Source organism: Kitasatospora herbaricolor, assembly GCF_030813695.1.
GTDB classification, from domain to species: domain Bacteria; phylum Actinomycetota; class Actinomycetes; order Streptomycetales; family Streptomycetaceae; genus Kitasatospora; species Kitasatospora herbaricolor.
In genome coordinates, this window is the sequence record NZ_JAUSVA010000002.1 from 8,805,877 (window position 1) to 8,830,940 (window position 25,064).

The window sequence follows — 25,064 nt, forward strand, 5'->3', positions numbered from 1 at the left end:
CGAGCCGTCCGGGGCCGGTACCGGCCGCTCCCCGCGGGTCAGGCACCTCCGTCGGCCGGCCGGGCCCCTTCGTCCGCCGGCCGGGCCAGCTCGCGGCGCAGCGCCCGCGCGAGCCGTTCGGCCTCCTCCTCGCCGACGTCCAGCACGCCCTGCGTCCCGGTCATCAAGGCGTAGTACTCCTGCCGCTCGTACGGGACGCCGGGCGGCAGCGCGGCGACGTGCCAGTGCACGTGCGCGTACCCCTGGTTGCTGCCCAGGCTCAGCAGGTAGAGGCGCTCGGCGGGGACCACCCGTGCCAGCGCCGACGCGACCCGGTGGACGGCCGACTGGAGGGCCAGGTAGGCCTCCTCGGTGAAGCCCCGGACGGTGTCCTCGACGTGCGCCCGGGGCGCGACCAGCAGCTTGCCGGGGAGCGTGGGGTACCGGTCGAGGAAGGCGACGTGGCTGCCGTCGTCGTAGACGATCGGGTGCTCGTAGCCCGGATCGCCGGCGAGCATCGCGCAGATGAAGCACGGCCCCGAGCGGGCCCGTTCCCGGTAGGCGAGCGGGTCGAAGGCGGTCCGGGGCCCCGCCTGCGTCCGTCCGGCGGGCCGGTCGCTCATCCCGGCCACCCGGGCGTCGAGAGTCCACGGCCGAGGGCGATCTCGGCGAGGGCCCGGGCGGTGTACGGGACGACCTGCTCCGGCAGGCCGTCCAGCGGCCACCAGCGCAGTTCGTGGCATTTCTCCGGCTCACGGTTGCTCACCTGCCCGGTGTACACCACCGGGCGGAAGAACAACTGGAGCCGGCCCTCGGTGTCGTCGGCGTCCAGGTGGTGCAGCACGTGCAGGAGCTCCAGGCCGGCCGGGTCGATCCCGATGCCCAGCTCCTCCCGGGCCTCGCGGGCCGTCCCGGCCGTGATGCTCTCGCCCGGTTCGAGATGGCCGGCCGGCAGGTGCCAGCACCCGTCGGCGAAGGAGGAGTTGCGGCGCCGCCCGAGCAGCACCAGCCCGTCGTCGACGATCACGAGGTGCAGGCCGATCCCGGTACGGTGCGGCCCCGCCGAGGCCGTCCGGGCCGCGGGCAGCACCGGCTCGGGCCGGGGCTCCGGGCGGTCGGCGGCCGCCGCGGGTGATTGGTCGGATGAGATGGACATCTGTTCCGCCCTCGTACGGGAGTGTGCTCGGACACCGTCACGGTAGGGAGCACCGCCGCTCCGCCGGGGCGCCTTCGCGGACCTGCCACACGATCAGGTGAGCGCGGCCGGGCGGATTGACCGGCCCCCGCGCCGGCCCCCGCGCCGGCCCCCTCGGCGGTCCGGCCCCGCGGATCCGCCATGCCGTGTTCATCATCGGGAACTGCCCCGGGCCGGGGCCTGGATGTACTCTGGACCTTCGTCGTAGCGGCAGTTGAGACAGGTCGACCATGCGAACTCGCGCACAGCGCTCCGAGCGGGCCCCCTTCGGGCACCCGCCGCCGGCGCACGCCGCGACCGGTCGGACGGCTGCCCGCCCCCGCCGCTCCACCGGGGGGACGGCGCTCGTGCGCCGGCGCTGGATCGACGGCGTCGGCTCGCCGACCGGCCTCTGTCGCCCCTGACGCCCCGTCACCCCTCGGCCGGGACATCCAGCCGGCCGTCACCACCGCCTCCGCCGGGCGTCCACGCCCCGGCGCGCCGCGTCCGCCCGCCCCGACCGTCCGGTCCGCCGCCGCCGGACCGCGTCGTCGGGCCGCGGCGCCCGGCTGCGGCGCGCGCAACAGATCGAGGAAGAAGTCCCGCATGCCCGTTCCCGACGCTCTCATCCCTGACGCGCTCGTCCCCGGCCCGCCCCGGGCCGAGGCGTCCCGTGGCCCGGCCGGCCCGCACCCGCTGGACAACGCCGTCCGCGCCGCCCTGCTCGGCCCGCACGCGCACCTCGCGGAACGGCAGGGCCAGGTGCTGCGCTACCCGGCCGACGTCTCGCCGTTCATCGCCCTGCCCGACCGGTCCGACGCGTCGGTCTGGCGGGACGTCGCGACCCTGCTCGGACCGGGGGCCGTCGCGGTGGTCACGGGAGTCCGCGCCACGCCGCCGCCGGACTGGGAGGTCCTGATGGACGGCGACGGCGTCCAGCTGGTGGACGAGGGCGTCGCCGCCACCCCCGACGCCGAGGCCGTGCCCCTCGGGTACGCCGACGTGCCCGAGATGCTGGACCTGGTGGCGCGCACCCAGCCCGGCCCGTTCCTGCCCCGCACCGTCGAACTCGGCAGCTACCTCGGCATCCGGCGCGGCGGCCGGCTGGTCGCGATGGCCGGCGAACGCCTGCACCCGCCGGGCTGGACCGAGATCAGCGCCGTCTGCACCGACCCCGAGCACCGGGGCGAGGGCCTCGCCACCCGGCTCGTGCACGCCGTCGCGGCCGGCATCCGGGGCCGTGGCGAGACGCCCTTCCTGCACGCCGCCGCGAGCAACACCAACGCGATCCGGCTGTACGAGTCCCTCGGGTTCCGGCTGCGCCGCGCCACCGGCTTCCTCGCCGTCAGAGTCCCCGGCACGCCCACCCACTGATCCGGGCGGCCCCGAGCCCGGCACCGATCACCGCCGAAGCAGTCCGTCACCAGGAGGAGCACACCCATGAGCCCGACGCCGCGCTACGCCGACGCCGTCGACACCACCACCCACGGCGAGTACCGGATCAACCGGGCCCCGGGGGACGAACGCCCGCTCTACCGCTTCACCGGGCGGATCACCGCGGACGGGAGCAGCGGGTTCCCCGCCGAGCCCGGCCGCTACCACCTGTACGCGGGCTGGTTCTGCCCCTGGGCCCAGCGGGTCACCATCCAGCTGGCGCTGAACGGGCTGGAGGACGTGGTCTCGGTCTCGTACGTCGACGGCGCGCGGGACGGCCGCGGCTGGGCCTTCCGCGAGACCCACGGACCGGACCCGGTGAACGGCTTCACGCTGCTCCGGGAGGCCTACGAGGCGACCGAGCCCGGGTTCGACGGGCACATATCGGTGCCGACCCTCTGGGACCGGCGGACCGGACGGGTCGTCAGCAACGACTTCGCCGGAATCGGGATCGACCTCGCCACCGAGTTCGGGGCGTGGAGCAACGGCGCGGACCACTACCCGTCGGAGCTGCGCCCGCGGATCGAGGAGTTGGACTCCTGGCTCGGCCCGGCCGTCAACCGCGGGGTGGGCGCCGCCGCGGGCGAGGGCTCCGCCGCCGAGGCGGCCCGGGCCGAGCTGACGGCGGCCTTCGCGGAACTGGACAAGCTGCTCGGCCAGCAGCGCCATCTGCTCGGAGAGCGGCTCACCGAGGCGGACGTGCGGCTCTGGGTGACGCTCGCCCGCTACGACGTGGCGGCCAACGCCGGTGGGGCGATCGGTCCGGCTCTGGACGCCTACCCGCACCTCTGGGCCTACGCCCGGGACCTCTACCAGCGGCCGGCCTTCGCCGGCACCACCGACTTCGCCACCTTCGCCCGCCCCGGTGCGGTGCTGCCCGACTGGAACGCCGCGCACGGCCGCGAGGCCCTGGTGGGCGCCGGGGCCTGACCGGGTACCGGACGTCCTCGGCCCCCGCCGGGGGCGTCCGGCCCGGCCGCCCGGATCAGCGGCCCGTCGCCGGTCCGGCGGCCGGCGCCAGCAGCGGTGAGGCGCTGCCGGCCAGCACGACCCGGGCCACCAGCTCCGGGTCGTCGCCCATCGGGACGTGACCGCAGTTCACCAGCGGCACGAACCGCGCCGCCGGCAGCAGTTGCCGGGCCCGGCGGCCCTGGCCGTTGAGCAGCAGACGGTCGCGGGTGCCCCAGGCGATGGTCACCGGGACCTCCGGCGGGAGATCGGTCGGGAAGCGGGAGGCCAGCTCGCCGCCCCCGGCGTGCAGGGTCTGCCGGAACCCCGGGGCCTCCAGCAGCGCCCGGGTGTCCAGCATCAGCTCGTCCGGGTCGAGCAGCTCCGGCCGTCCGTAGATCATGCCGAACATCGCCTTGCGGCCGAGCGGGTGCTGCGCGAGCCCGGCCCGCAGCGGTTCGGGCGTCCGGGCCGCGAGCCGGTGCAGGTTGAGCACGCCGGAGGCGTACAGGAAGCCCGCGCGGTGGAAGAATCCGGCCGGTGAGAGCGCGGTGGCCGAGGACGCCAGCCCGTGCCGGACGGCGTGCAGGGTGAAGAGCCCGCCGAGCGAGTTGCCGGCCACGTGCGGCCGCTCGACCCCGATGGACGCGAGGAAGTCGCGCAGCACCGCCATGGCGCTGTCGACGGTGTAGGGCATGCCGGCCGGCAGCGGCGGTGAGGTGCCGAAGCCGGGCAGGTCGACGGCGATCACCTCACGCTCCCGGGCGAGCAGGTCGAGCACCGGCTTCCAGCCCTGGTGGCGGTGCCCGATGCCGTGCAGGAGCAGCAGTGGAGGGCCGTCGCCCCGGCGCTCGTGTACAAGGTCCATGGCGATGAGGGTAAGGCTGAGTTACCCGCGGGTCACCCCCATTGTGAGAATTTCCGTCAACAGCTTCCGCTGTCGAAGGCACCGCCACGGTCCGGGCGCATCACCATGCCGGCGCGCAGGGCGACCTTCGGGCCTGGACGGCGGCGGTGCTCATCCGCGCACGGGGGAGCGGGCCCCATCCGGTCCCCTCCCTGGCGCGGCCTCAAGTCCTGCGGGGGCGGCCCGAATCACCGGAAACCTCCGCTTCATGCCGGGGGGACCGGCCGGAAACACCCGCTGCCTAGCGTTCCCGCCAACAGTGCGGGCCCGGCGCTCCGTCCGCGTCCACGGCCCGGCCGCAGCTGATCATGGAACCGGCCCACCACGGCCGCCCGGCCCGGGCGGGGCCCGCACATCCGCAGCGGACGACCCACGGCACTTCAGGAGGCCTGGCATGCGCACCGAGCCACCACCGACCACCACGGACAGCGGCCGGCCGACCCCGCGGGCCGGGGCGGCCGCCGACGAAACGCTGGAGGACTACACCCTGCGCTTCGCGCCCCGCAGCTACCGCCGCTGGACGCCCATGGTGGTGGCCACCACCGCCCTCGGCGGCATCGCGTACATGGCCGACTTCTCCATCGGGGCGGGCATCGGGCTCACCCACGGCACCGGGAACGCGCTGGCGGCGATCCTGGTGGCGGCGGTGGTCATCTTCGTCACCGGCTTCCCGCTCGCCTACTACGGCGCCCGGTACAACATCGACCTCGACCTGATCACCAGGGGCTCCGGATTCGGCTACTACGGCTCGGTCCTGACCAGTGGGATCTTCGCCAGCTTCACCTTCATCTTCTTCGCGCTCGAAGGCTCGATCATGGCCCAGGGGCTGAAGCTGGGGCTCGGCCTGCCGCTGTGGCTGGGGTACCTGGTCTCCACCCTGATGGTGATCCCGCTGGTGGTCTACGGGATGAAGGCGCTGAGCAAGCTCCAGGTCTGGACGACGCCGATCTGGCTGCTGCTGATGGTCGGTCCGCTGGTGTACCTCGTCGCCTCGGACCCGGGCACGGTCGACCGTTTCCTCTCCTACGGGGGCTCCGACGGCGGCGGCGGGATGAGCACCGGTCAGGTGCTGCTGGGCGCGGGCGTCTGCCTTTCGCTGATCGCGCAGATCGGGGAGCAGATCGACTACCTGCGCTTCATGCCGCCGAAGACCGCGGCCAACCGGCGGGCCTGGTGGACGGCCGTGGTGATGGCCGGCCCCGGCTGGGTGGTGCTGGGCGCCCTGAAGCAGGCGATCGGGGTCTTCCTGGCGGTGTACATCCTGGCGCAGGCCGGCCCGACGGCGGCAACCGAGCCGATCCGGCAGTTCACCGGCGCCTTCGACGCGATGATGCCGTCCTGGCTGGTCGTGCCCCTGGCGGTGGCCCTGGTGGTGATCAGCCAGATCAAGATCAACGTGACCAACGCCTACTCGGGATCGCTGGCGTGGACCAACTCCTTCACCCGGGTGACCAGGCACTACCCGGGGCGGATGGTGTTCGTCCTGGTCAACCTGGCCTTCGCGCTGATCCTGATGGAGGCCGACATGTTCAGCTTCCTCAACAGCATCCTGGGCTTCTACTCCAACTGCGCCATCGCCTGGATCGTCACGGTGGCCACCGACATCATGGTCAACAAGTACCTGCTCAAACTCTCCCCGCAGGCACCCGAGTTCCGCCGGGGCATGCTCCACCCGGTCAACCCGGTGGGGCTGGTCTCCTTCGTCGCCGCGTCCGGGATCTCGATCGCCATGTACTTCCACGCCCTGGGCGACACCCTCCAGCCGTACTCGCCCGTCGCGGCGGCGCTGATCGCCTTCGTGCTCACCCCGTTGACGGCCGCTCTGACCGGCGGCCGCTACTACCTGCGGCGCACCACCGACGGGATCGACGCCCCGCACCTGGACGCCGACGGCAACCCCAGCGCCGCGACGTACGAGTGCCACGTCTGCCGGCAGGAGTTCGAGCGGCCGGACCTCGCGGCCTGCCTCACCCACGACGCGGTGGTCTGCTCGCTCTGCCTGAGTACCGACAAGGTCGGCGACCACGTGCTGCCGGCGCTGTCCGTGGGCGGCTGACCGGCGTACCGCGGGGCTCGGGTATCGCGGCGGGGGCGCCCGCTGCGGCGGCGGCCCGGACGGCCCGACGGGCAGGCATTGTCGAATCATTACGGCGACGCAGGGCGGCCCCGGCGGCCGCCGTGCGCGGTGTATCCATGGGCGGAGGCAGCAGAGTGCTGCGTGTTCCTGGAGGCTGAGATGTCCGCTGGCCCGTCGCCGTCCGTCCGTCGTCGTCGCCGCCGGTGGCCGCTACCGGTCGCCGTCCTCGTACTGCTGGCCGGCGGCTTCGGGCTGTACCTCTTCCAGCCCTGGAAGGCGTTCACCAGCACCAGGGTCGACGAGGCGCCGCCGGCCGCCGCCGCGCCCCTCGCCACGCCGGCGGCCGCCGCCCCGGCGGGCAGCGCCTCGCTATGGCCCTCGCCGCCCCCTGCCGGGTCGTCACCGTCGTCCTCGCCGTCCTCTGCCGAGCCCGGGCCGGTCGAGGGGGCCGCCGGGTCCTTCCGGTCCGGGGAGCACCCCACCACGGGTACCGCCCGCCTGGTCCACCTCGCCGACGGCAGTACGGTGCTGCGGCTGGAGAACCTGCGGACCTCCGAGGGCCCCGACGTCCGGGTCTACCTCTCGGCCGCGCCGGCGGCCGAGTCGAAGCTGGACACCCTGGGCGAGGCACCGGTCGAACTCGGCCGGCTCAAGGGGAACCTCGGCAACCAGAACTACGCCGTCCCTGCGGGCGCCGATCTCACCCGCCTGCGCAGCGCGGTGATCTGGTGCGCCCGCTTCTCGGTGGGCTTCGGCGCGGCCGACCTGCCGGCGCCGGCGCGGTAGCCGGGCCGGCGCCGGCCCGGTCGGCGGGGGAGGGGAAAGGCGGCAGGCCGGGGGCGTGTGCCGGGGATGATCACGGAGGGATAGGCTGCCGCACCGTCAGGTGCCGATCGGCCCCTGCGACCTACTGAGGGGTGGAGAACGCCATGATGGGACCGGCGCACGCGCTGTCCGGTGCAGCGGCCTGGTTGACGGCAGGTGCGGCATCGGCCGCGCTGGACCGGCCGATGCCTTGGCCCGTGCTCCTCGCGGGCGCGCTGATCTGCGCCGGAGCGGCACTGGCCCCCGACCTCGACCACAAGGCCGCGACCATATCCCGGGCCTTCGGGCCCGTGTCGCGCACGCTCTGCGAGGTCGTCGACAAGCTGTCCTACGCGGCCTACAAGTCGACCCGGGGGAAGGGCGACCCGCGGCGCAACGGCGGGCACCGCACGCTGACCCACACCTGGCTCTGGGCCGTCCTCTGCGGGGCCGGCGCCGCGGCGATCGCCGTGTACGGGGGCCGCTGGGGCGTGCTCGCGGTGCTCTTCGTCCACATGGTGCTGGCCATCGAGGGCCTGCTGTGGCGGCACGCCCGGGCCTCCAGCGACGTGCTGGTCTGGCTGCTCGGCGCGGTCAGCGCCTGGATGCTCGCCGAGACCCTCGACAAGCCCGGCAACGGCTCGGGTTGGCTGTTCACCGACCCCGGTCAGCAGTACCTGTGGATCGGCCTGCCGATCGTGCTGGGCGCGCTGGTGCACTGCCTCGGCGACGCGCTGACCGTCTCCGGCTGCCCCGTCCTGTGGCCGATCCCGATCGGACGCAAGCGCTGGTACCCGATCGGCCCGCCGAAGGGGATGCGGTTCCGGGCCGGCAGCTGGGTCGAGATGAAGGTCCTGATGCCGGTCTTCATGGGGCTGGGCGGCGTCGCCGCGCTCGGCGCGCTCGGGTTCATCGGCTGAGGCCCGGTCGGGCCCGGCGGCAGTCCCGCCCGCCGGGGGCGGCCGGTCCCGGTCCGCGGTCCCGGTCCGCGGGGCCGGTCCGCGTCAGCGCGGCTCCAGCACGATCCAGACCTGGCCCGGGTGGAAGGTCATCGGCTGCCCGGCGTACGAGAACGTGGTGCCGTCCGCCGGGCCGGGCCGGGACCAACTGCCCTGGTACGCCCTGCCGTCCCGGAGGACCACCGCCTCGCCGCTGCCCACGGTGGGGGAGAAGGGCACCAGGTGGCCGGCGGAGTCCCGGAGCCCGAGCGGCGAGGGGCGTTCGTCCACCCGCTGCACCACGACGGTCGGTGAGCCGAGCAGCCCGCCGTCCGTCGTCCGGGCCGGCCTCCCGTCCAGCGCCACCAGGTACCTGCCCGTGGCCGGGGACCAGGTGAAGGTGAAGGAGGCGGCCGGCATCCGCGCGGTGAAGCTGTCGGCCGGCGCACCGCCGGCCGGCGGTGCGCCGAACCGGAACCCGATGTCCCGGGCCGTCGCCGCGTCCGGTGAGGCACGCAGGATGCCGGAGGGCACCACGTACTCGTTGTAGGGCGCGGGCCTGGACGTCCCGCGGAAGAACGAGCCGGTCTGCAGCGGGGAGCGGTTGAGGACGTCGGCGCGGTCGAGCACCGGCAGGAGCCTGCTCTGCGCCCCGGAGTACACGAAGGCAGCCCGCCCGTACTGCCGGAGCAGTTCGAGATCGCTCTCCCGGGCGCTGCGGACCGGGCCGACGGTGTCGCCCGGCGGCAGGTGCCCGGAGTCGTAGACCGCCAGGAACCGTGAGACGCCGCCCTCGACCTCGATCGCGTAGACCACGTCCGCCGCGGTCAGGCCGGTCTGCGGGCGGGCGTTCACGATGTTGTCGATCTTCACGGCGATGAGCCGTCCCGTCCCGCCGGGGAGCCCGGTGAGCGGTGAGACCGGCGTTCCGGACGCCCCGGGCCCGGCGGGCGCCGAGGAGCCGCCGGGCAGGGGTGCGGGGGCGGCGGACGGTGGTGTGCTCGCGGTCGGCGGTGACGGGCCGCCCGCCAGGATGAGCAGTACCGCGAGGGCCACGGCCGCCCCGGCGAGCAGGACGGCGCCGATCCGGTGGGCGAGGGGGAGGGACCGCCAGCCGCCCAGGGCGCGTTCGAGGATCTTCATCTGCGGGTCACCTCCGGGCAGCGGCGCCGGTTCAGGGGCGTGGCTGCCGCTGCTCCGGCACGCTGCACCTGGGAAGACGAAAGGTGCACGACGGGCGGTTCCGCTGTCTTCGTGCCCGCTGTTTTCGTGCCCGCTGTTTTCGTGCCCGCTGTCTTCGTGCCCGCTGTCTTCGTGCCCGCTGTCTTCGCGCGCGGTGCGAGTGCCCGGCCCGGGGCAGGCAGGCGATGCGAGGGGCGCCGGGACGACGGTCGCGCGCCCTCCTGCGCCCCGCCGGCGCCCGGCGGGGCTAAGCTGGGCGAAGTTGTGAAGGCACCTCGTTCGGTGAGGCGTCGCCACGGACACAGGCCACTGACCCCACGACGTCGAGAGACGCCCAGGTTCAGGACAGGTCTCCCCGGCCTAAGGGGTGACCCCAAGTGGCTGCACCCCCGGGTGCTACGCCGTGGCGTGCCAAAGCTCTGACGAGTTCGGGGGTGCCCGTCCGCCTCCCGGCGCACCCGTGCGCGCGGGCCGGGCGGAGCCTCCCCTGACGGCCGCGCTCCGGCACCCCGCCCGGGTGCCCGACGGCAGGGAGGTGAGAGCGGTGGAGTCCAGTAGTCCGGGCCGAAGTCGGCCCCGCCCCGGTACGTGCACGACTTCGTCCCGCATCGCGCGCCCGTCCCCGCCCGCTCTCCGGCCCTCCCGCACCGCCCGGCGCTGACCGCGCCCGGCCGGCGCGGGGTGCCCGGGCGGGCCCCGACGGTGGCGGCGCTGCCCCGCCGGTGTCCGGCGCCGCCCGCAGCAGTGCGGGCCGCGCCCGGTTCGCGGCGGACACCCACCTGTGGAGGTTCCTGCCATGTCCGACTGGCGTGTGCGCGCCTTGCGCGCGAGCAAGCGACCGTTCTCCCGTCCCGCCGCGGGGGAGGCCGGCGCACCGGCCGTGCCCGCGCCCGAGCACTCGATGGACCCGAGGCCGGAGCCCAAGGCGGACACCGTCTCGCTGGAACGCTCCGTCGTGGACGCCGCCGTCTACCACGCCGGCCGCCGGACCGGGACCCCGGCCACCCTGTCCGACATCTACCGCGAGCTGCCCGGCAAGCCCGGCACCATGGCCTGGATCGGCCTGTTCCGCCCGGCTGACGCCCAACTGCTGGAGGCGGCCGAGCGGTTCGGCCTGCACGAGCTGGCCGTCGAGGACGCCATCGTCGCCCACCAGCGTCCCAAGCTGGAGCGCTACGGCGACACCCTGTTCGTCGTCCTGCGCGCCGCCCGCTACCTCGACGACGTCGAGGAGGTGGACTTCGGGGAGATCCACCTCTTCGTCGGCCCCGACTTCGTGCTGACCGTCCGCCACTCCCAGTCCCCGGACCTCTCCGCGGTGCGCCGGCGCCTGGAGGACGACCCCGAACTGCTCGCCCTCGGGCCCGAGGCCGTCCTGTACGCCGTCCTGGACGCGGTCGTCGACGGCTACGCGCCGGTGATCGCCGGGCTCCAGCACGACATCGACGAGATCGAGACCGAGGTCTTCGGCGGTGACCCCAAGGTGTCCCGGCGCATCTACGAACTCTCGCGCGAGGTCATCGAGTTCCAGCGGGCCACCCGGCCGCTGCTGGACATCATGAAGAACCTGGAGGCCGGCTTCGGCAAGTACGGCACCGACGGGGAACTCCAGCGCTACCTGCGCGACGTCGCCGACCACGCCACCTACGCCGCCGAGCGGGTGGACGGCTTCCGCCAGATGCTGCAGAACATCCTCACCGTCAACGCCACCCTGGTCTCCCAGGCCCAGAACGAGGAGATGAAGCAACTCGCGGAGGCCGGGCACGCCCAGAACGACGAGATCAAGAAGATCTCCGCCTGGGCGGCCATCCTGTTCGCGCCGACCCTGATCGGCACCGTCTACGGGATGAACTTCGCGACCATGCCGGAGCTGCAATGGGCTTTCGGCTACCCCTTCGCGATCGGGCTGATGGGGCTGGTCTGCGCGGGGCTGTACGTCGTCTTCAAGCGCCGCGACTGGCTGTAGCCCTCGGCCGTCGGCCGGTCGGGCCCCGGGTCGCCCCGCAGCGGGTCCAACCAGCTCCGACGGCGGGCCGCGGGTGCCGCCGCGACCTCGGGTGCCGCAGGCCGGCGGCACGGGAGCGGGGCGTGGACGGTCTTGGCGCTGCCCCGGTCGAGGGTGACCCGGACCGGCCCGCCGAGGGCGGCCACCAGGTGCAGTCCCGACCCGGCCGGTGCCCGCGCCCGGGTCGGGGAGCCGGGGCAGCGGGAGCGTGCGGCTGGGGCCGGAGACCGCGGTGTCGACGGCGTCCGGCGGCAGGTCGAGATCCACCACGCCGGGCCCGCCCGCGTGGCGGAGCGTGTCGGTGACGAGTGCGCCGACCAGCAGCAGCAGATCGTCCCGCTCCTGCGGTCGCCCCGGGCGGACCCCGGTCGAAGTCGTGGCGGACGGCGAACCGAGCACCCGCCAGTCGCGACCGGCGGCGAAGCCGCCCGGCGGTGCGGCCGGTCGCCGTCGCCGACGGGCCCCGGTGGCGAAGCGTCCTCGGAACGGCGGCGCGCCGCGAGCCGGCGCGGGCGGTAGCGGGAGCCGGGGGACCGAACGGCGGGTCAGGCGCCGCGCGGGACGGTGCGGATGACGGTGCCCTTGACGTCGGCCGAGAGGTAGCCGCCGCCGTAGTCGTCGGACAGGTAGACGGCGATCGACGGCTTCTCCTCGATGATCTCCGGTCCGATGATCAGGTAGCGGCTGGTCGGGTTGGCCACGTTCAGGGTCTGCTCGGCCTTCTTGATCAGGTCCGGCAGGATGTCCCAGTTGTAGAGCTGCAGGTCGGCCAGCTTGTCCCGGGAGGTCAGCGTGGCGCCCGGGGTGCGGCTCGTCTTGCCGTCACGGTAGGTGATCCGGTCGTAGACGGAAGGGTCCGCGGCGGTGGGGGCCTCCGCGATGGCGTACTCGGGGTAGACGACCAGCCGCTTGATCTTGGTGCCGGACATCAGCGGGCGGATCGCGTCGATGGTGGCGCGGACGCCGTCCGGGGTGAGCAGGTTCTGCTTGCCGGCCGGTGGCGCCGCCGGCTTGCCGGTGGGGGCGGGGGTTCCGTCGGTGGCGGCGGTGGGCGAGGTACCGGCGCCGGGCGTGCCGGACGCGGTGCCGGCGGGGGCCGTGGTGCGGGGCGAGGCGTGGTTGATCGTGCCCGGCCGCATCGTCCACGCCAGGACCCCGGTCAGGCAGACCGCGACGACCGAGAGGGTCACGACCGCGCCGCGCCGGTGTCGGCGGGCGGGCGCCGGGGGCCGGCCGGGCCCGGTCGGCCCTTCCGGCACGAGGTCGTGCGGCGTACCCGCGTAGGGGTTGTTGCCGTACGGGTGGCCGGCGGTGGGCCCGCTGTCGTACGGTCGGGCGCCGTACGGGCCGGCGTCGAACGGCCGGACGTCCTGGGCTCCGCTGTCGAAGGGCGCGCCGTGGTACGGCGGGCCGCCGGGCGCGCCGGGGTAGGGCTGGGACGGCTGGGCGGGGTACGCCCCGCCGCCGGGCTGCCCGCCCGGCTGGGGCTGCGCCGGGGTGAGCGGTCCGGTGAAGTACTGCGGGGCCTCGATCGGGGCCGGCGCGGCGCCGAAGCCCGCGACCGGGGTACCGGGGACGGGGGTGGCGGTCTCGGCCGCGGCGAGGATCCGGTCGATCGTCGCGGCGTCCGGCCGCTGCGCGGGATTCCTGGCGAGCATGGCGGAGAGCAGCCCGCCCAGCTGCCCGGAGTGGACCGGCGGCGGCAGCGGCTCGTCGAGCACCGCCGCGAGCGTGGCCAGCGAGGTGGCCCGGCGCAGCGGGTGGTGGCCTTCGACGGCCACGTAGAGCATCATCCCCAGCGACCAGAGGTCGGAGGCCGGGTTGCCCTCCTCGCCGCGGATCCGTTCGGGGGCGATGTACTCCGGCGAGCCGATCAGCGCGCCCGTCGCGGTCAGCGAGGTCGCGTCGTGCATCGCCGCGATGCCGAAGTCGGTCAGCACGGGGGTGCCGTCGGTGCGCAGCAGCACGTTGGCGGGCTTCACGTCCCGGTGCTGGATGCCCGCGGCGTGCGCGGCGCGCAGCGCGGCCAGTACGCCGCGGCCGGTCCTGGCCGCCTCCTGCACGCCGAGCGGACCCTGGGCCAGCCGGTCGGCCAGGCTGCCGCCGGTCACCAGCTCCATCACCAGCCAGGGGTGGGTGTGCTCCGCGCTGTCCACGATGTGGTGGATCACCGCCACGTTCGGGTGCTGCAGCCGGGCGAGGGCGCGCGCCTCGCGCAGCACCCGCTCCCGGGTCTCGCGCGCCGCCGTCGGGTCGGCGGCCTCCATCGCCGGGTCGAGCGCGCGGACCTCCTTGAGCGCGACCTCGCGGTGCAGGGCGTTGTCACGGGCGCGCCAGACCAGCCCCATGCCACCGCCGCCGAGGCGTTGCAGCAGTTCGAAGCGGCCGTCGATGAGCCGCGTGTCCGGCCCCCCAGAGTTCATGACGGTCATCGTAGGAGACGGGAGTGACGTCCGTGCGCCACGGTGGTGTTGTCGGGCCCGGCCGCGCCGCGGCGGGCCGGCCCGCCGGCCACACCGGGGCGACGCGCCGCCCGCCGCGGCATTCCGGGCCGGGGCCTGTCCGTAGGATCCTGCGCATGCCCGCCTATCTGCTGTCCGTCGCCTTCCTGCTGCTCTTCGTCGTCGGTGTGCGGCGGGACCGGCGCCGGTTCGGCAACGGGGTCCTGCTGGGACTGTCCCTGCTCTTCCTGGCGGCCGGGCTGTTCGGCGAGCTCGCCCGGCTCCCGGACGGCCTGGTGGACGCGGTGCTGGTGGTGATCCCGGCCGCGGCCGGGCTCGGCCTGGTGGCGTCGGCGGTCTTCCTGGTGGCGAACGGTGTCACCATGGTCCGGCAGGAGGGCGGGCGGCCGGCGAACCTGCTCTCGCTCACGGCGGGGCTGGCGATCCTGCTCCTGATCGCCCTGCTGCTGGCCGCGGTGCACTTCGACTCGCGGGCGCTGCGGGCGGTCGCCGGGGGCAGCCTGCTGGTCGCCGGGTACCTGGGGTTCCTCTTCCTCTGCTTCCTGGGGTACGCCTTCCTCTACGGCCGGCTGACGGTGCGCCGGGACGTCGACTACGTGGTGGTGCTGGGCGCGGGCCTGGTCGACGGCGACCAGGTGCCGCCGCTGCTGGCGAGCCGGCTGGAGCGGGCGTACGGCATCTACCGGGCGCAGGCGGACCGGGGGCGGCCGCCGACGGTGCTCGTCTCCGGCGGCAAGGGCAGCGACGAGCGGGTCCCGGAGGCGCAGGCGATGGCGGGCCACCTGGAGACGCTGGGGTGCCCGGCGGAGCGGATCGAGCAGGAGGACCGCTCGCGCAGCACCGAGGAGAACCTGGAGTTCAGCAAGGTGCTGATGGAGCGGCACGGGACGCCGTACCGCTGCGTGGTGGTCACCAACACCTTCCACGTCTTCCGGTCCGCGGTGACCGCCCGCCGGGCCGGGGTGCCGGGGCACGTCCTGGGCGCGCACACCGCGCCGTACTACCGGCCGAGTGCGACGATCCGCGAGTTCGTGGCGGTGCTCGCGCTGTACGGGCGGCTCAACGCGGCGGTCTGCGTGCTGCTGGCCGGGCTGGGCGCGCTGGCGGGCTGGGCCTCCTGAGCGGGCCGGGGCCGCCGCGCCGGTCCGGTGACGCGGGGGTGCCCGGCCGCGGTGCGTGCGGCCGGGCACCCGTTCCTGCGGCCCGCCGGGTCAGGGGCAGTACTCCCAGGCGAGGTGGTACGTGGTCCGGATGCTGCCGTCGGTCGAGTCCATCGTCATGAAGCTGGTGGTCCTGGCCGGGTCCGAGGTGCCGGCGTTGACCCGCAGTTCGGTGTTGATGTTGAAGTTCCGGCTCTCGCCGCAGGGCGCCCAGACCAGCGCGGCGACCGGCACGGTGTCGGTCACCTGCCAGCTGTCGTCGAGCCGGCCGGTGAGCTGGTGGCTCAGCGAGGAGGTCTGGGGCGATCCCTGGAAGTAGTAGTTCGCCTTCTGGACGCCGACGGCGCCCTTCTCCAGGTGCGCGAAGCCGCGGTAGTCGGCGGAGGCGATCGCGTAGGTGAAGCCCTGTGGGACGTGCACCCGCAGGTTGAGCTGGCAGTTCTTCCGGAAGTCGGTCGGCTTGGAGCCGAGGCCCACCTGGGCGGTGTAGTCGCTGTACGTGACGGTGAAGGCGGTGCTGTCGGGGGAGACCGCGATGGCGGCCGTCCCCGCCGGACAGCCGGAGCCGTTGACGGTGGCCACGTCGATGACGATCTTGTCCGGCGGGGGCGGGGTGGTCCAGCCGGAGCCGGCTCCGGCGTCGAGCCCGGTGAACGACCCGCCGAGCAGGGCGGCGGCGGCGCCACCGGCGGCCAGCATGCGTACGATCATGGGTTTTCCTTCCGATCGTCCAGGAGTCCCCGGCCGCGGGATGGTTCTGCGCGGCGGGACTTGGCGTGTCCATGTCAGCACACCGTCACCGTGGACGTACAGAGCGCGATGCCCGCAGGGCCGGAAGCCGCCGCCGGCCGCCGGGCGCCCGGGGCCCTCGTCAGCCGTCCGCGAGCTGCCCGGCCACGGCCGCGAGCAGCAGGGCGAAGGCCGTGACCGCCGCCAGGGCGCGGACGGTGTCGAGCCGCTCCCAGCGCCGGATCCGGCCACGCCAGTCGAGCGGCGGGGCGCCGGGCGACCACTCCAGCAGGGCCTTGTTGATCGGTACCGTCCCGGCGAAGGTGACCGCCGTGAAGACGAGCAGGGCGCCCAGGGCGATGCACCGGAGGGCGGAACCTGGCTCCGCCCGGCTCCCGACCGTGACCGCCACCGTGCTCAGCAACGCCGGCCCGTACACGGCGGGGACCAGCACGCGCAGCCGCCGGACCAGCGCCTGCCGCAGCCGTATCTGGTCGTACGCGTCGGGGACGTTCAGTGCGCCGCGCACGCCGAGGCGGACCACGAACTCGGTGCCGGCGAGCAGGCCGGCGAAGAACAGGTTGACGATGTCGAGGCTGTGCACGGGTGCGTCCTTGGTTGCGTGGTCGGTGCCCGCCCGGGGGCGCTCACCGTGCGCCGGTTGCGCGAGGGGTGCGGCGGGGCGGGGCGTGCTCGGGGGCGGGGGCGTGCTCGGGGCGTGCGGGGCAGGGCGGGCGCCGCGGGCGATCAGGCCCGCCGCCGGGGGCGCGGTGGCCGGCAACGAATGCGCTGTCGCTCAGGGCGTCGCCCGTGCCGGTCCGGCCCGCCTCGCGCCGCCCGGCGTCGGGCGCGACGGTTCAGCTGCCCACGGCCGGCGCCTCCGCCCGGGCCGGCACGGTGTGCCGGCGCCGGTACTCCGCGGCGGCCAGCTTGTATCGCTTGCCGGTGGCCGCCTGGTCCGGGATGTCGCGGGGGTCGGGTGCGGCGTCGGCGAAGAAGCGGTCCAGGGCTCGGTTCGCGCCCACGGCCAGCGGGCCGGAGCGGGCCAGCATCACCGCCTCGTAGCGGGCCACGGCGGTGTCGAGGTCGGCCTCCTCGGCGAGCACCCGGGCCAGTTCGGCGCCGTCGAGCAGGGCGAGGTTCATGCCGAATCCGCCGAAGGGCGACATCAGGTGGGCGGCGTCGCCGAGCAGGGTCACGCCCGGGGTGTGCGCCCAGGTCAGGGGGGCGGGCAGGGCGTGCAGCGCCCGGTTGCCGAAGGCCTCGGCCTCGGTGATGAAGGGCAGCAGCTCGGCGGCCCAGCCGTCGAACTCCTGGAGCAGATGGCGCCGTACGGCGGCGCTGTCGCCGAGGTCCAGGCGGGCCTCGGCGGCCCAGTCGAGGCCGGTGCGCAGGCCGATCAGGACGCGGACGACACCGTTGTCGTTGCGCTGGCCGATGATCGCGCGGCCGTCCCGGCCGTTGGCGAACAGGTGGCCGTCGCCGACGAGTGCGGCGATCCGGGGGTGGCGGGTCTCGACCTCGTCGAAGCGGACGTCCAGCAGGGTGACGCCGCTGTACGCCGGCACGGCGTCGGTCAGCAGGGGCCGCACCCGGGACCACGCGCCGTCCGCCCCGATGACGAGGTCCGTCTCCAGAGTGGTGCCGTCGGCGAAGCGGAGGCGGTGGGCGCCGCCGCCGAGCGGGGCCGCGTCCACCAGCTTGTGCCCCCAGTGCACCGTGCCGGGGCGCACCTGCCCGGCGAGCAGCGCGCGGAGCTGCCCGCGGTCGATCTCGGGGGCGGCGTCCTCGCCCGGGGCCGGGAGGTACTCGGCGAGCACGGTGCCGTGCTGGTCGACGGTCCGCTTCGCCTGGCCCTCGAAGCGGGCGACGGCGAGGAACGCGTCGAGGAGGCCGGCCGCCTCCAGGGCGATCTGTCCGGTGTCCGCGTGCAGGTCGAGGGTGCCGCCGGCGTCGCGGGCGGTGGGGGAGGCGTCGGCGTCGTGGACGGTGACCTCGATGCCGTGGCGCTGCAGGACGCGGGCGCAGAGCAGGCCGCCCGGGCCGGCGCCTATGACGGTGATCCGCGGGGTGGGGGTCTTCATGAGGGGGCTCCGGTTCGGTGCGGGTGCGGGTGCGGGTGTGGGTGCGGGTGCGGGGTGGTTCGGGTTCGGGGTCGGCGGCAGGGGGCGCAAGGCCGCGCCACATTATTACTGCCACTGAAAAACTACCGTAGCAGAACTTTTCCAGAGGCTGGATTATCCTTGCGGCATGAACGCACGAACAGTCGACTGGTCCGCAGGGCGCGTCGCCCGCGACGGCACCGGTCGGGCCGAGGGCCTGCGCGAGCGCAAGAAGCGCCTGATGCGCCAACAGCTGTCCGACACGGCCACCGAGATGTTCGTGGAACGGGGCTTCGAGGCGGTCCGCGTCGCCGAGGTCGCCGCCGCCTGCGGCGTGTCCGAGAAGACCGTCTTCAACTACTTCCCCACCAAGGAGTCCCTGGTCCTGGACATGCCGGAGGTCACCATGACCGCCCTCCGCGAGGAGCTGGCCCGGCCGGAGCTCACGCCGGTCGAGGCGGCGCTGCGGGTCCTCGCGGACGAGCTCGGCGCGCTGATCTCCTGGCTGGAGGAGCAGGAGGACCCGGCCCTGGCCGTCGTCCGGCTGCGCCGGTTCGGCGCGATGGTCCAGGCCACGCCCTCCCTGCGCGCCCATCAGCGCGACATGACCGACCGGCTGGTCGCCGCGGCGGCGGAAACCCTCGCCGCACGGTCCGGCGCCGACCCCGAGGACCCGGAACCGCAGATCGCGGCCACCGCGCTGCTCGGCCTCTGGCCGATCCAGTTCAGGTCGCTGCGCACCCACCTGGACGGCGTCCGGACGCCCCCGCAGGTCCGCGAGGCGGTCACCGGCGACGTGCTGCGCGCCGCGAGGCTCCTCGCCGCCGGACTCGACGGCCCGCTGCCCGCGGGCGCGGGGCCGGCCCGGCCCTAGGGCCGCTCCGCGGGGGCAGGCCCTGGTCCGCCGCTGCGGGCCACGGGGTGCGTCCCGCGTCCGTGGTCCCTCGGCGGGCCGCCCGCGCGCGGGCCCGGCCGGTCGGCGCGTCGCTGCCGTCGCGCGCCGGGAATTCCCGGATTCGGCTGCGGAGGGTAACCGCTCGGGAGCATTGTGCAGGCATGACTGAGTACGGCGAGGGCGTCCCCGGCTACCGGACGATCAGGGTGGGTGCCTCCCAGGCCCCGGTCGCGGACCTGGCGGACCTGGCGGCCTGGCAGGCGAGGGAGCCCTACCCCGAGGTCCTGTCGGCCGGGCATCCGGTCTTCGGAGTGGCCCGTGAGCGCGAGCGGGGCGGGTGGGAGCTGCACGCCGGCTTCGGCTGCATGACGCCGCAGGGCTCCCGCGAAGGCATGTCGATGACCTTCCGGCGGCTGGCCGCGCGGGCCGGGCAGGCCGGCGACCGGGCGGCGCAGCGGGAGTGCCTGGGGGCGGCGGAGCACCTGGACTGGGAGAAGAGCGACGAGATGACCGTCCGCGGCACCCGCTACCGGGTGGTGCGGGCCGAGCGGTTCGTCCGGACCGGGCCGGACGGCCCCGAGCCCCCGCGGTCCACCGACCCCGATCCCGTCCGGCCGAGCCGTTCGGCCCGGTCCTACGACCCGGCGGCCGGGTTCGTCATCGACCCGACCGTGCCGACCGGCATGTCCGAGGCGATCCTGAAGGCCGAACTGCTGGCGCTGGTCCGGGCGGCGGGCACGGTGCCCGGACCGGTCCGGCGGGATTCCCGGCTGGCGGCCCACTCCCACCCCGGCGGAGTGCTGCTGCCCGCCGCCTTCATGGTCGCCGAGCGGATCGGCGGCCGCTGGGCGCCCGAGTCGCACACGGATTCCAGCACCCCGCAGGGCGCCCGGGACTCCCTCGCGCTGGCCCTGCGGGTGATGGACCCGGTCCGGCGGGGGCTCTCCCCGGCCGAGCGGGCCGAGTACACCCGTGCGGCCGACCGGCTCGACCGGGAGCGCGGCTCCGAGCTGGGGTTCGCGGGCAGGCTGCTCCGGGTGGTGCGGACCGAGCGGCTGGTGCGGATCGGTCCGGACGGCCCCGAGGGCCCGCGCCCCAGCGACTTCGACCCGGAGTTGCCCGTCCTGGAGCAGGACCGTCAGCTCCGTGCGCAGGGCGACGATCCGGACGAGGACACTCCGCTCGAACTCGACGAGGCGACCCAGGAGTTGGCCCGCCTCTTCCAGGCGGAGGCGCGGCGCCGACGGGACCGCCCGGGCCGCTCCTGACCTGAGCCTCCTGAGAGGATGCCCCTGCCGGTGCCCGTACCGGCGCCTCGCGCTCAGCGGGGTGGGGAGCACCCGAAGGAGAGAGATGCCGCACGTCAACATCAAGTACCACTCGCGGGACTTCACGGACGAGCAGAAGCGGCAACTGGCCGAGGCGATCAGCTCGGTGATCGAGAAGCACTTCAACACCTACGAGGGCGCCGTCTCGGTGGCCCTGGAGTCGCTGCCGGCGGCCGACTGGGACGAGGCCGTGTACGGCCCGGAGATCACCGGGCGCGAGCACCTGCTGATCCAGGGCCCCAACTATCACACCAGCTGACGGGGTGTCCGACCTCCCCGGGCCGCCGGACAGGACCACCAAGTCCTGTCCGGCGGCCCGGGCGCCGCCGTGCCGCCGTCAGTGCACCGCCCCCATGCCCGTGATCCGCGGCCGGACGGCCTCGGTCGCGGCCTCACCGAGGGCGACCGCCTCCGGTCCGGTCCCGGCCGCCCCGACTGCTCCCATGCCCGCCCCGACCGCGGCCGCCCCGACCGCGCCGGAAAAGTCCGCCTCGGCACCGTCCGCCGCCGGTACCGGGAACGGGGTGGAGAGGAGCACCCGGGACTCCGGTGCCCGCAGGGACGGGAGCGGACAGCCCGCGGTGATCCACTCCATGGCGATCTCGCGCCCGTCCTTGCCGGTGCCGGGCACCTCCGTCCGGAACGCCCGCCCCATCGAGCCGCTCGGTGCGAGCAGGTCCGTGACGAACCTGCTCTGCTCCGGGCGGCCGGGCGTGACCAGCCGGTTGTCCGGGTGCGCGACGGCCGCCAGCAGGGAGCCGGTCGGCTGGGTGAACCACCAGGCGACGGTGTCCTTCCTGGTCGCCGACGGGTCCATCGGGTCCGGCCCGGTCAGCACCGACCCGATGTGCCCAGCGGTGCCGCTCTGCCGGGGCCGCAGGGTGTCGACGAGCCGGATCATCGCCTCCAGCGGCGAGAGCGCCGGGGGAGGGACCGGCGGTCCGGCGGTGAGGGAGCGGGTCCACTCGCGCCACAGATCCAGCTCCCCGTCGGTGAAGACCTTGTACATGGGCCCGGTGAAGGCGGTCAGTTCGAAGAACGGGCTGCCCTCCGGGTCGCCCGGCAGGATGAGTCCGGACTCCTGCAACTGCCCGAGCAGCCCGTACGGGTCCATGAACCAGTCGTTGAGCCGGTTGTCGCCCAACCGCTTGCCGTTGTGGTTCACCGAGGCGTACGGCGCCTTGCGGAGGATCAGCTCGACCAGCCGGTCCTGCGGCGTGGGCGGGTTCAGCGCCAGCCGGGTCAGGTCCTCGCCCAGGGTGCCGGTGACCTGGAACGCCACGTAGCCGTTCCAGATCCGCTGCCACTGCTGCTGCACGGCCTCGTCGCCACCGGCGTCGTAGATCGCCTCCAGGTACCGCGCCACCGCGTCGCGGGCCTTGGCGCCGTGCCCGGAGGCCGCGTTGTCGATGCCGACGTGCATCTTGTAGAACTGCGAGTTGATGCCGTAGTGGTCGAACAGCTCGACCGTGGGTTTGATCCCGACCACCTCCCACTCCAGCTGCAGCGTCATGCCCAGGATCTCCGGGAAGAACCGCTCGGAGTACAGGGAGATCGCCAGCTGGAAGGCGCTGACCGTGTAGGCGGAGTCGAGCATGTCGGGCAGCATCGCGAAGTCGTAGGAGTCGACCGGCGGCAGGTACAGGCCCACGCCGCGCAGCAGGTCGTTGTAGAGGTTCGAGTGGTTGAGGGCCGGGTCGCCGCCGCCGACCTCGTCCACCCAGATCGAGAACAGCAGCGCGTGGATGTCGCTGATCGGGCCGACCGGGGTGGCGTTGCGCAGCCAGGCGCCGTCGAGCAGGTTGAACGGCGCGAACTGGCGGATCCGCTCGATCAGGGCGGGCCGGTCGCGGAAGGTCGGGTCCTGCGCCGGTGGGGCGTTCTCGGCCTGCTGGACCAGCCTGGTGTAGATCAGTTGCAGGCGGGCCTCGAACGCCTCCTGGGTGTACCGGAACGGGCGCAGGGTCACCGGCAGCAGCGGATCGGCCTGCTTGGCGACGGCGTCGGCGAGCACGCCCTCCACGTACTGGGCGGCGGCCTCGACCTGCTTCGGGAACCGGTCGGGGTGCTGGAGCATGTAGAACCACTCGCGGTCGGTGAGGCCGACCCGCTCGGCACGCTCGGTCTCCACCAGCACGGTCTCGCCGGCCGTGCCGGTGCGGGCGACCACGAACCCGAGACGGCTCCACTTCTCGACCATCTCGTTGTCGCCCGCGTGCTCCCGCAGGACGCGCCAGCGCCGGTTCATCCGCTCCAGGTAGGCGCGGGAGGTCTCGCCCGGGCGCCGTTCGAGCTCCGGACGGTAGACCGCCTGGGTCCCGACGCCGCGGGCCCAGGGCTTGCGGTAGGCGTCCGGTTCGCCGGGCTGTCCGGCGTTGCCCGCCGCCCGGACCAGGTTGCGGTACTGCTCCTCCGGCAGTACGTCGTCCGGGCGTTGGGCCGGCCACCAGTACGTGTTGCACTCGTAGAAGTCGGCCTGCCAGGGCACGGCCATGTGCTTGGTGACGTCCCCGGCCGCCAGATCCTCGCGGAGGCGGAACGCCCCGGCCCAGGTCGCGGGGTCGTCGGCGATGTACGTCATCTCGATGCCGGGGAAGAACGGCCCCCCGACGCACGGCTCCAGGGCGGCCCGGACCAGCGCGTGCGGCTGCTCGGGCAGCGGCAGGTCGGGCAAGGGGGTGGGCCCGGCCGGGGTCGCGGCGCCGGGGTCGAAGTCCGCGACGAAGTCGCCGGCGGCCCAGCGGCGGAGCCGTTCGTACTGGCCGGGCAGCAGGGTGAACCAGGTCCGGGGCTTTCCCTCGGTCGGGCTGCCGTCGTCGCCCGCGAGCTGCGGCATGAAGGCGAAGTTCGCCTGCGTGACGTCCTCCACGCCGGGGGTGCGCAGCCGGTCGAAGACGGTGCCCCGCACCACGGCGTCCCCGGGGGCGTCGGAGGACAACCGGGCGAGCAGTCCGGGATCGAGGAAGTCGCCCTGCTCGCCTGGGCCGTGGCCGCGCAGGGCGTTCAGGTTGACCCACTGGTAGCCGCTGATCCGGGTGAGCAGCGGCAGGACGTCGCGGGTGAACGACACCTCCGGCGGGGCCGTCAGCCAGCCCTCGCCCTCGGCGACCTCGCGGGCCACGTCGTAGAGGGTGACCAGGTTCTCGGTGTCGGGGGCGAAGTCGGGCGGCGCGACCAGCACCCGGGCGGGGGTCACGGGGACGGCCCGCCCGCCGGGTGCGGTCACCGTGGCGGTCACCGGGCCGTCGGAGGTGTCGTCGTACCAGAAGTCGTTGTTGGCGTAGGTGGTGAGCGGATTGTCGGGCTTCGCGGAGGCCGAGTGACCGTAGCCGCCCAGCACCAGCAGCCGGCCGTCCTCGTCGGTGCGCAGTTCGCCGAGCGGGACGGGGACGCCGAGGAAGGTGCCGGTGTCGAAGCGGGCCTCGCTGCCGTCCGCGTCCGGGCCGCGCACGCTGCGTGGCCCGGGGGCGATCACCAGGCTGGCGCGCGCGGCCGGGTCGGCGGGGTCGACGGACCGGTTGCGCAGGTTGTCGGGCGACTCGGAGCGGTTGAAGCGCCCGTTGAACCGGTACCAGGCGGCCTTCGCGTTGGTGAGTTCGGCCGTCCAGGTGATGTCGGCGTCGGCGGCGGTCACTTCGCCGAGGACGGTGCCGTCCTTGTCGTAGCCGTACAGCCGGAAGCGCGCGGCCTGGCGCTTGACCCGGCCCTCCGGGTCCTTGTAGCCGCCCTCCGGATGCGCCCCGCCGCCGGGTGCCTCCGGGCCGACGAAGAAGCCGCTCGGACTGTTGCCGACGCGGGCGACGCCGATGGTGGGATGGATCTCGCAGTAGGCGACGTCTTCCAGGTTCACAGCGGGCCTCCAGGCGGGGACACGAGGTCACTACCCAGAGCACGGCGCCCGTCCGGGGTCGGCCGATCACTGGCGGACCGCACCGGGCTCTGACGATGAGTCATGACGATCGCATACGGACGACCCGGCCGGGCGAAGCCACGCCAGGGTCGACCCGGCGGGGTCCCGCGGTTGGTCCGACGGGTCACGGGGGTGAAGCCGGGAGGGCGCCGGACGAGGGGAACCGGAACAATTCAGTCCACTCGTACCGGATTGGCCCTGTCCGGCGGAGCTGTCGCGCGGTCAGAATCGGCAGCGATCATGGCACGGAGCAAGGAGCACGGGATGGACGCGACGGACCCGACGGACGGCATGTCGGCGGTGCGGCGGGCCTACCTGGAGACGGCGCGGACCGCCCGGGACCTGCTCGCCGAACCCGCCGTCGCCGCCGCCTGGCACGCACCCGGCGCGCTCGACCTGATGACCGTCGGCGACCTGGCCGGCCACCTCGCCGGGCAGGCCTTCCTCGTCCCCCGGGCCCTCGCCGAACCCGTCCCCGCCGCCCACCGGACCCCGGTGCCGCTGCTCGACTACTACGCCGCCGTCCGCTGGATCGGCTCCGCGCCCGACCACCCCGTCAACGTCGGGATCCGCCGCGCCGGTGCCGAGGCCGGCGCCGCAGGCCCGCAGGCCCTGATCGCCCGGACCACGTCCACGGTGGCCGCGCTGGGCCGCGCGCTGCCCGCCGAACCGGCCGATCGCCTGGTCCACCTGCCGCACGGCCCGTGGACCCTGCGGCTCGACGACTTCCTGGTCAGCCGCATGATGGAACTCGCCGTCCACGCGGACGACCTCGCCTTCAGCGTGGGCCTGCCCACCCCGCCGATCCCCGCCGCGGGGCTGGACACCGTGATCCGCCTCCTGACCCGGCTCTCCGTCCGCCGGCACGGGCCCACGGCCCTGCTCCGCACCCTCGCCCGGGCCGAGCGGGCCCCGGCCACGGTGGCGGCGTTCTGACCTCCCGGCGCCCACCGGCCCGTCAGCCCGAGGCCGCCGGCCGCCGACCGGCCGCTGCCGAAGGGCATCGCGGCCGACCGGCCCGGCGGAGCCG

20 protein-coding genes and 1 riboswitch are annotated in these 25,064 nt (G+C 74.6%); of the genes, 11 read left to right on the forward strand and 9 right to left on the reverse strand.

What is annotated here, in order from left to right; all coding sequences use genetic code 11:
* Positions 1–38 precede the first annotated feature (38 nt).
* Both J2S46_RS38080 and J2S46_RS38085 read right to left on the reverse strand, forming a co-directional pair.
* Positions 39–602: an HIT family protein gene (locus J2S46_RS38080; RefSeq protein ID WP_191291533.1), complete on the reverse strand. Its 564-nt coding sequence runs from the start codon at positions 600–602 to the stop codon at positions 39–41.
* Entirely contained in the window at positions 599–1,135 is a 537-nt protein-coding gene (locus tag J2S46_RS38085) for an NUDIX hydrolase (RefSeq protein WP_191291532.1), read from the reverse strand. The genes J2S46_RS38080 and J2S46_RS38085 overlap by 4 nt, the downstream gene beginning before the upstream one ends.
* Positions 1,136–1,759: 624 nt before the next feature.
* Between J2S46_RS38085 and J2S46_RS38090 the strand changes: the two genes are divergently transcribed.
* Both J2S46_RS38090 and J2S46_RS38095 read left to right on the forward strand, forming a co-directional pair.
* Positions 1,760–2,527 carry a GNAT family N-acetyltransferase gene (locus J2S46_RS38090; protein WP_191291531.1) on the forward strand — a complete coding sequence of 256 codons (768 nt, stop codon included), beginning with the start codon at positions 1,760–1,762 and terminating at the stop codon, positions 2,525–2,527.
* A gap of 66 nt (positions 2,528–2,593) precedes the next feature.
* Positions 2,594–3,517 carry a glutathione S-transferase C-terminal domain-containing protein gene (locus tag J2S46_RS38095; protein ID WP_191291530.1) on the forward strand — a complete coding sequence of 308 codons (924 nt, stop codon included), beginning with the start codon at positions 2,594–2,596 and terminating at the stop codon, positions 3,515–3,517.
* Between the two features lie 55 nt (positions 3,518–3,572).
* Here the strand turns inward: J2S46_RS38095 and J2S46_RS38100 are convergent, their stop codons facing one another.
* Positions 3,573–4,403 (reverse strand): alpha/beta fold hydrolase, encoded by an 831-nt coding sequence (locus J2S46_RS38100; protein ID WP_191291529.1) that lies wholly within the window; start codon positions 4,401–4,403, stop codon positions 3,573–3,575.
* Between the two features lie 433 nt (positions 4,404–4,836).
* On the opposite strand from J2S46_RS38100, the gene J2S46_RS38105 reads away from it, so the two are divergent.
* The 3 genes from J2S46_RS38105 (at position 4,837) to J2S46_RS38115 (ending at position 8,243) form a co-directional block, all read left to right on the forward strand.
* Positions 4,837–6,498 (forward strand): purine-cytosine permease family protein, encoded by a 1,662-nt coding sequence (locus J2S46_RS38105; protein ID WP_191291528.1) that lies wholly within the window; start codon positions 4,837–4,839, stop codon positions 6,496–6,498.
* 180 nt (positions 6,499–6,678) lie between these two features.
* The gene (locus J2S46_RS38110) at positions 6,679–7,305 is read left to right on the forward strand and encodes a DM13 domain-containing protein (RefSeq protein WP_191291527.1); all 627 of its coding nucleotides are present in this window, start codon (positions 6,679–6,681) and stop codon (positions 7,303–7,305) included.
* A 143-nt stretch (positions 7,306–7,448) separates the two neighbouring features.
* Positions 7,449–8,243 carry a metal-dependent hydrolase gene (locus J2S46_RS38115; RefSeq protein WP_191291526.1) on the forward strand — a complete coding sequence of 265 codons (795 nt, stop codon included), beginning with the start codon at positions 7,449–7,451 and terminating at the stop codon, positions 8,241–8,243.
* An 84-nt stretch (positions 8,244–8,327) separates the two neighbouring features.
* Here the strand turns inward: J2S46_RS38115 and J2S46_RS38120 are convergent, their stop codons facing one another.
* Positions 8,328–9,404, reverse strand: a complete 1,077-nt coding sequence (locus J2S46_RS38120; RefSeq protein ID WP_191291525.1) for a DUF3048 domain-containing protein — start codon at positions 9,402–9,404, stop codon at positions 8,328–8,330.
* A 306-nt stretch (positions 9,405–9,710) separates the two neighbouring features.
* Positions 9,711–9,884, forward strand: a riboswitch (M-box (ykoK) riboswitch).
* Between the two features lie 355 nt (positions 9,885–10,239).
* Between J2S46_RS38120 and J2S46_RS38125 the strand changes: the two genes are divergently transcribed.
* Positions 10,240–11,409: a magnesium and cobalt transport protein CorA gene (locus J2S46_RS38125; RefSeq protein ID WP_191291524.1), complete on the forward strand. Its 1,170-nt coding sequence runs from the start codon at positions 10,240–10,242 to the stop codon at positions 11,407–11,409.
* A 584-nt stretch (positions 11,410–11,993) separates the two neighbouring features.
* Here J2S46_RS38125 and J2S46_RS38130 read toward each other — a convergent pair.
* Positions 11,994–13,871, reverse strand: coding sequence for a serine/threonine-protein kinase (locus tag J2S46_RS38130; protein ID WP_191291523.1), 1,878 nt, complete (start codon positions 13,869–13,871; stop codon positions 11,994–11,996).
* 155 nt (positions 13,872–14,026) lie between these two features.
* On the opposite strand from J2S46_RS38130, the gene J2S46_RS38135 reads away from it, so the two are divergent.
* Positions 14,027–15,031 carry a YdcF family protein gene (locus J2S46_RS38135; protein ID WP_191291522.1) on the forward strand — a complete coding sequence of 335 codons (1,005 nt, stop codon included), beginning with the start codon at positions 14,027–14,029 and terminating at the stop codon, positions 15,029–15,031.
* Positions 15,032–15,121: 90 nt separating this feature from the next.
* On the opposite strand, the gene J2S46_RS38140 is transcribed toward J2S46_RS38135, so the two are convergent.
* The 3 genes from J2S46_RS38140 to J2S46_RS38150 form a co-directional block, all read right to left on the reverse strand.
* Positions 15,122–15,778 (reverse strand): DUF4360 domain-containing protein, encoded by a 657-nt coding sequence (locus J2S46_RS38140; protein WP_229912956.1) that lies wholly within the window; start codon positions 15,776–15,778, stop codon positions 15,122–15,124.
* A gap of 163 nt (positions 15,779–15,941) precedes the next feature.
* Positions 15,942–16,403, reverse strand: coding sequence for an anthrone oxygenase family protein (locus tag J2S46_RS38145; protein WP_229912945.1), 462 nt, complete (start codon positions 16,401–16,403; stop codon positions 15,942–15,944).
* Positions 16,404–16,656: 253 nt separating this feature from the next.
* Positions 16,657–17,883, reverse strand: a complete 1,227-nt coding sequence (locus tag J2S46_RS38150; protein WP_191291521.1) for an FAD-dependent oxidoreductase — start codon at positions 17,881–17,883, stop codon at positions 16,657–16,659.
* Positions 17,884–18,049: 166 nt separating this feature from the next.
* On the opposite strand from J2S46_RS38150, the gene J2S46_RS38155 reads away from it, so the two are divergent.
* From J2S46_RS38155 to J2S46_RS38165, 3 genes are all read left to right on the forward strand, one after another.
* Complete coding sequence (locus J2S46_RS38155; RefSeq protein ID WP_191291520.1) at positions 18,050–18,775, forward strand: TetR/AcrR family transcriptional regulator; 726 nt, start codon at positions 18,050–18,052, stop codon at positions 18,773–18,775.
* 182 nt (positions 18,776–18,957) lie between these two features.
* Entirely contained in the window at positions 18,958–20,064 is a 1,107-nt protein-coding gene (locus J2S46_RS38160) for a DUF5954 family protein (protein ID WP_191291519.1), read from the forward strand.
* Positions 20,065–20,149: 85 nt separating this feature from the next.
* Positions 20,150–20,383 carry a tautomerase family protein gene (locus tag J2S46_RS38165; RefSeq protein ID WP_191291518.1) on the forward strand — a complete coding sequence of 78 codons (234 nt, stop codon included), beginning with the start codon at positions 20,150–20,152 and terminating at the stop codon, positions 20,381–20,383.
* A 78-nt stretch (positions 20,384–20,461) separates the two neighbouring features.
* Here J2S46_RS38165 and J2S46_RS38170 read toward each other — a convergent pair whose 3' ends face one another.
* Positions 20,462–23,974: a LodA/GoxA family CTQ-dependent oxidase gene (locus J2S46_RS38170; RefSeq protein WP_191291517.1), complete on the reverse strand. Its 3,513-nt coding sequence runs from the start codon at positions 23,972–23,974 to the stop codon at positions 20,462–20,464.
* A 300-nt stretch (positions 23,975–24,274) separates the two neighbouring features.
* Between J2S46_RS38170 and J2S46_RS38175 the strand changes: the two genes are divergently transcribed.
* Positions 24,275–24,970 (forward strand): maleylpyruvate isomerase N-terminal domain-containing protein, encoded by a 696-nt coding sequence (locus tag J2S46_RS38175; protein WP_229912944.1) that lies wholly within the window; start codon positions 24,275–24,277, stop codon positions 24,968–24,970.
* Positions 24,971–25,064 lie beyond the last annotated feature (94 nt).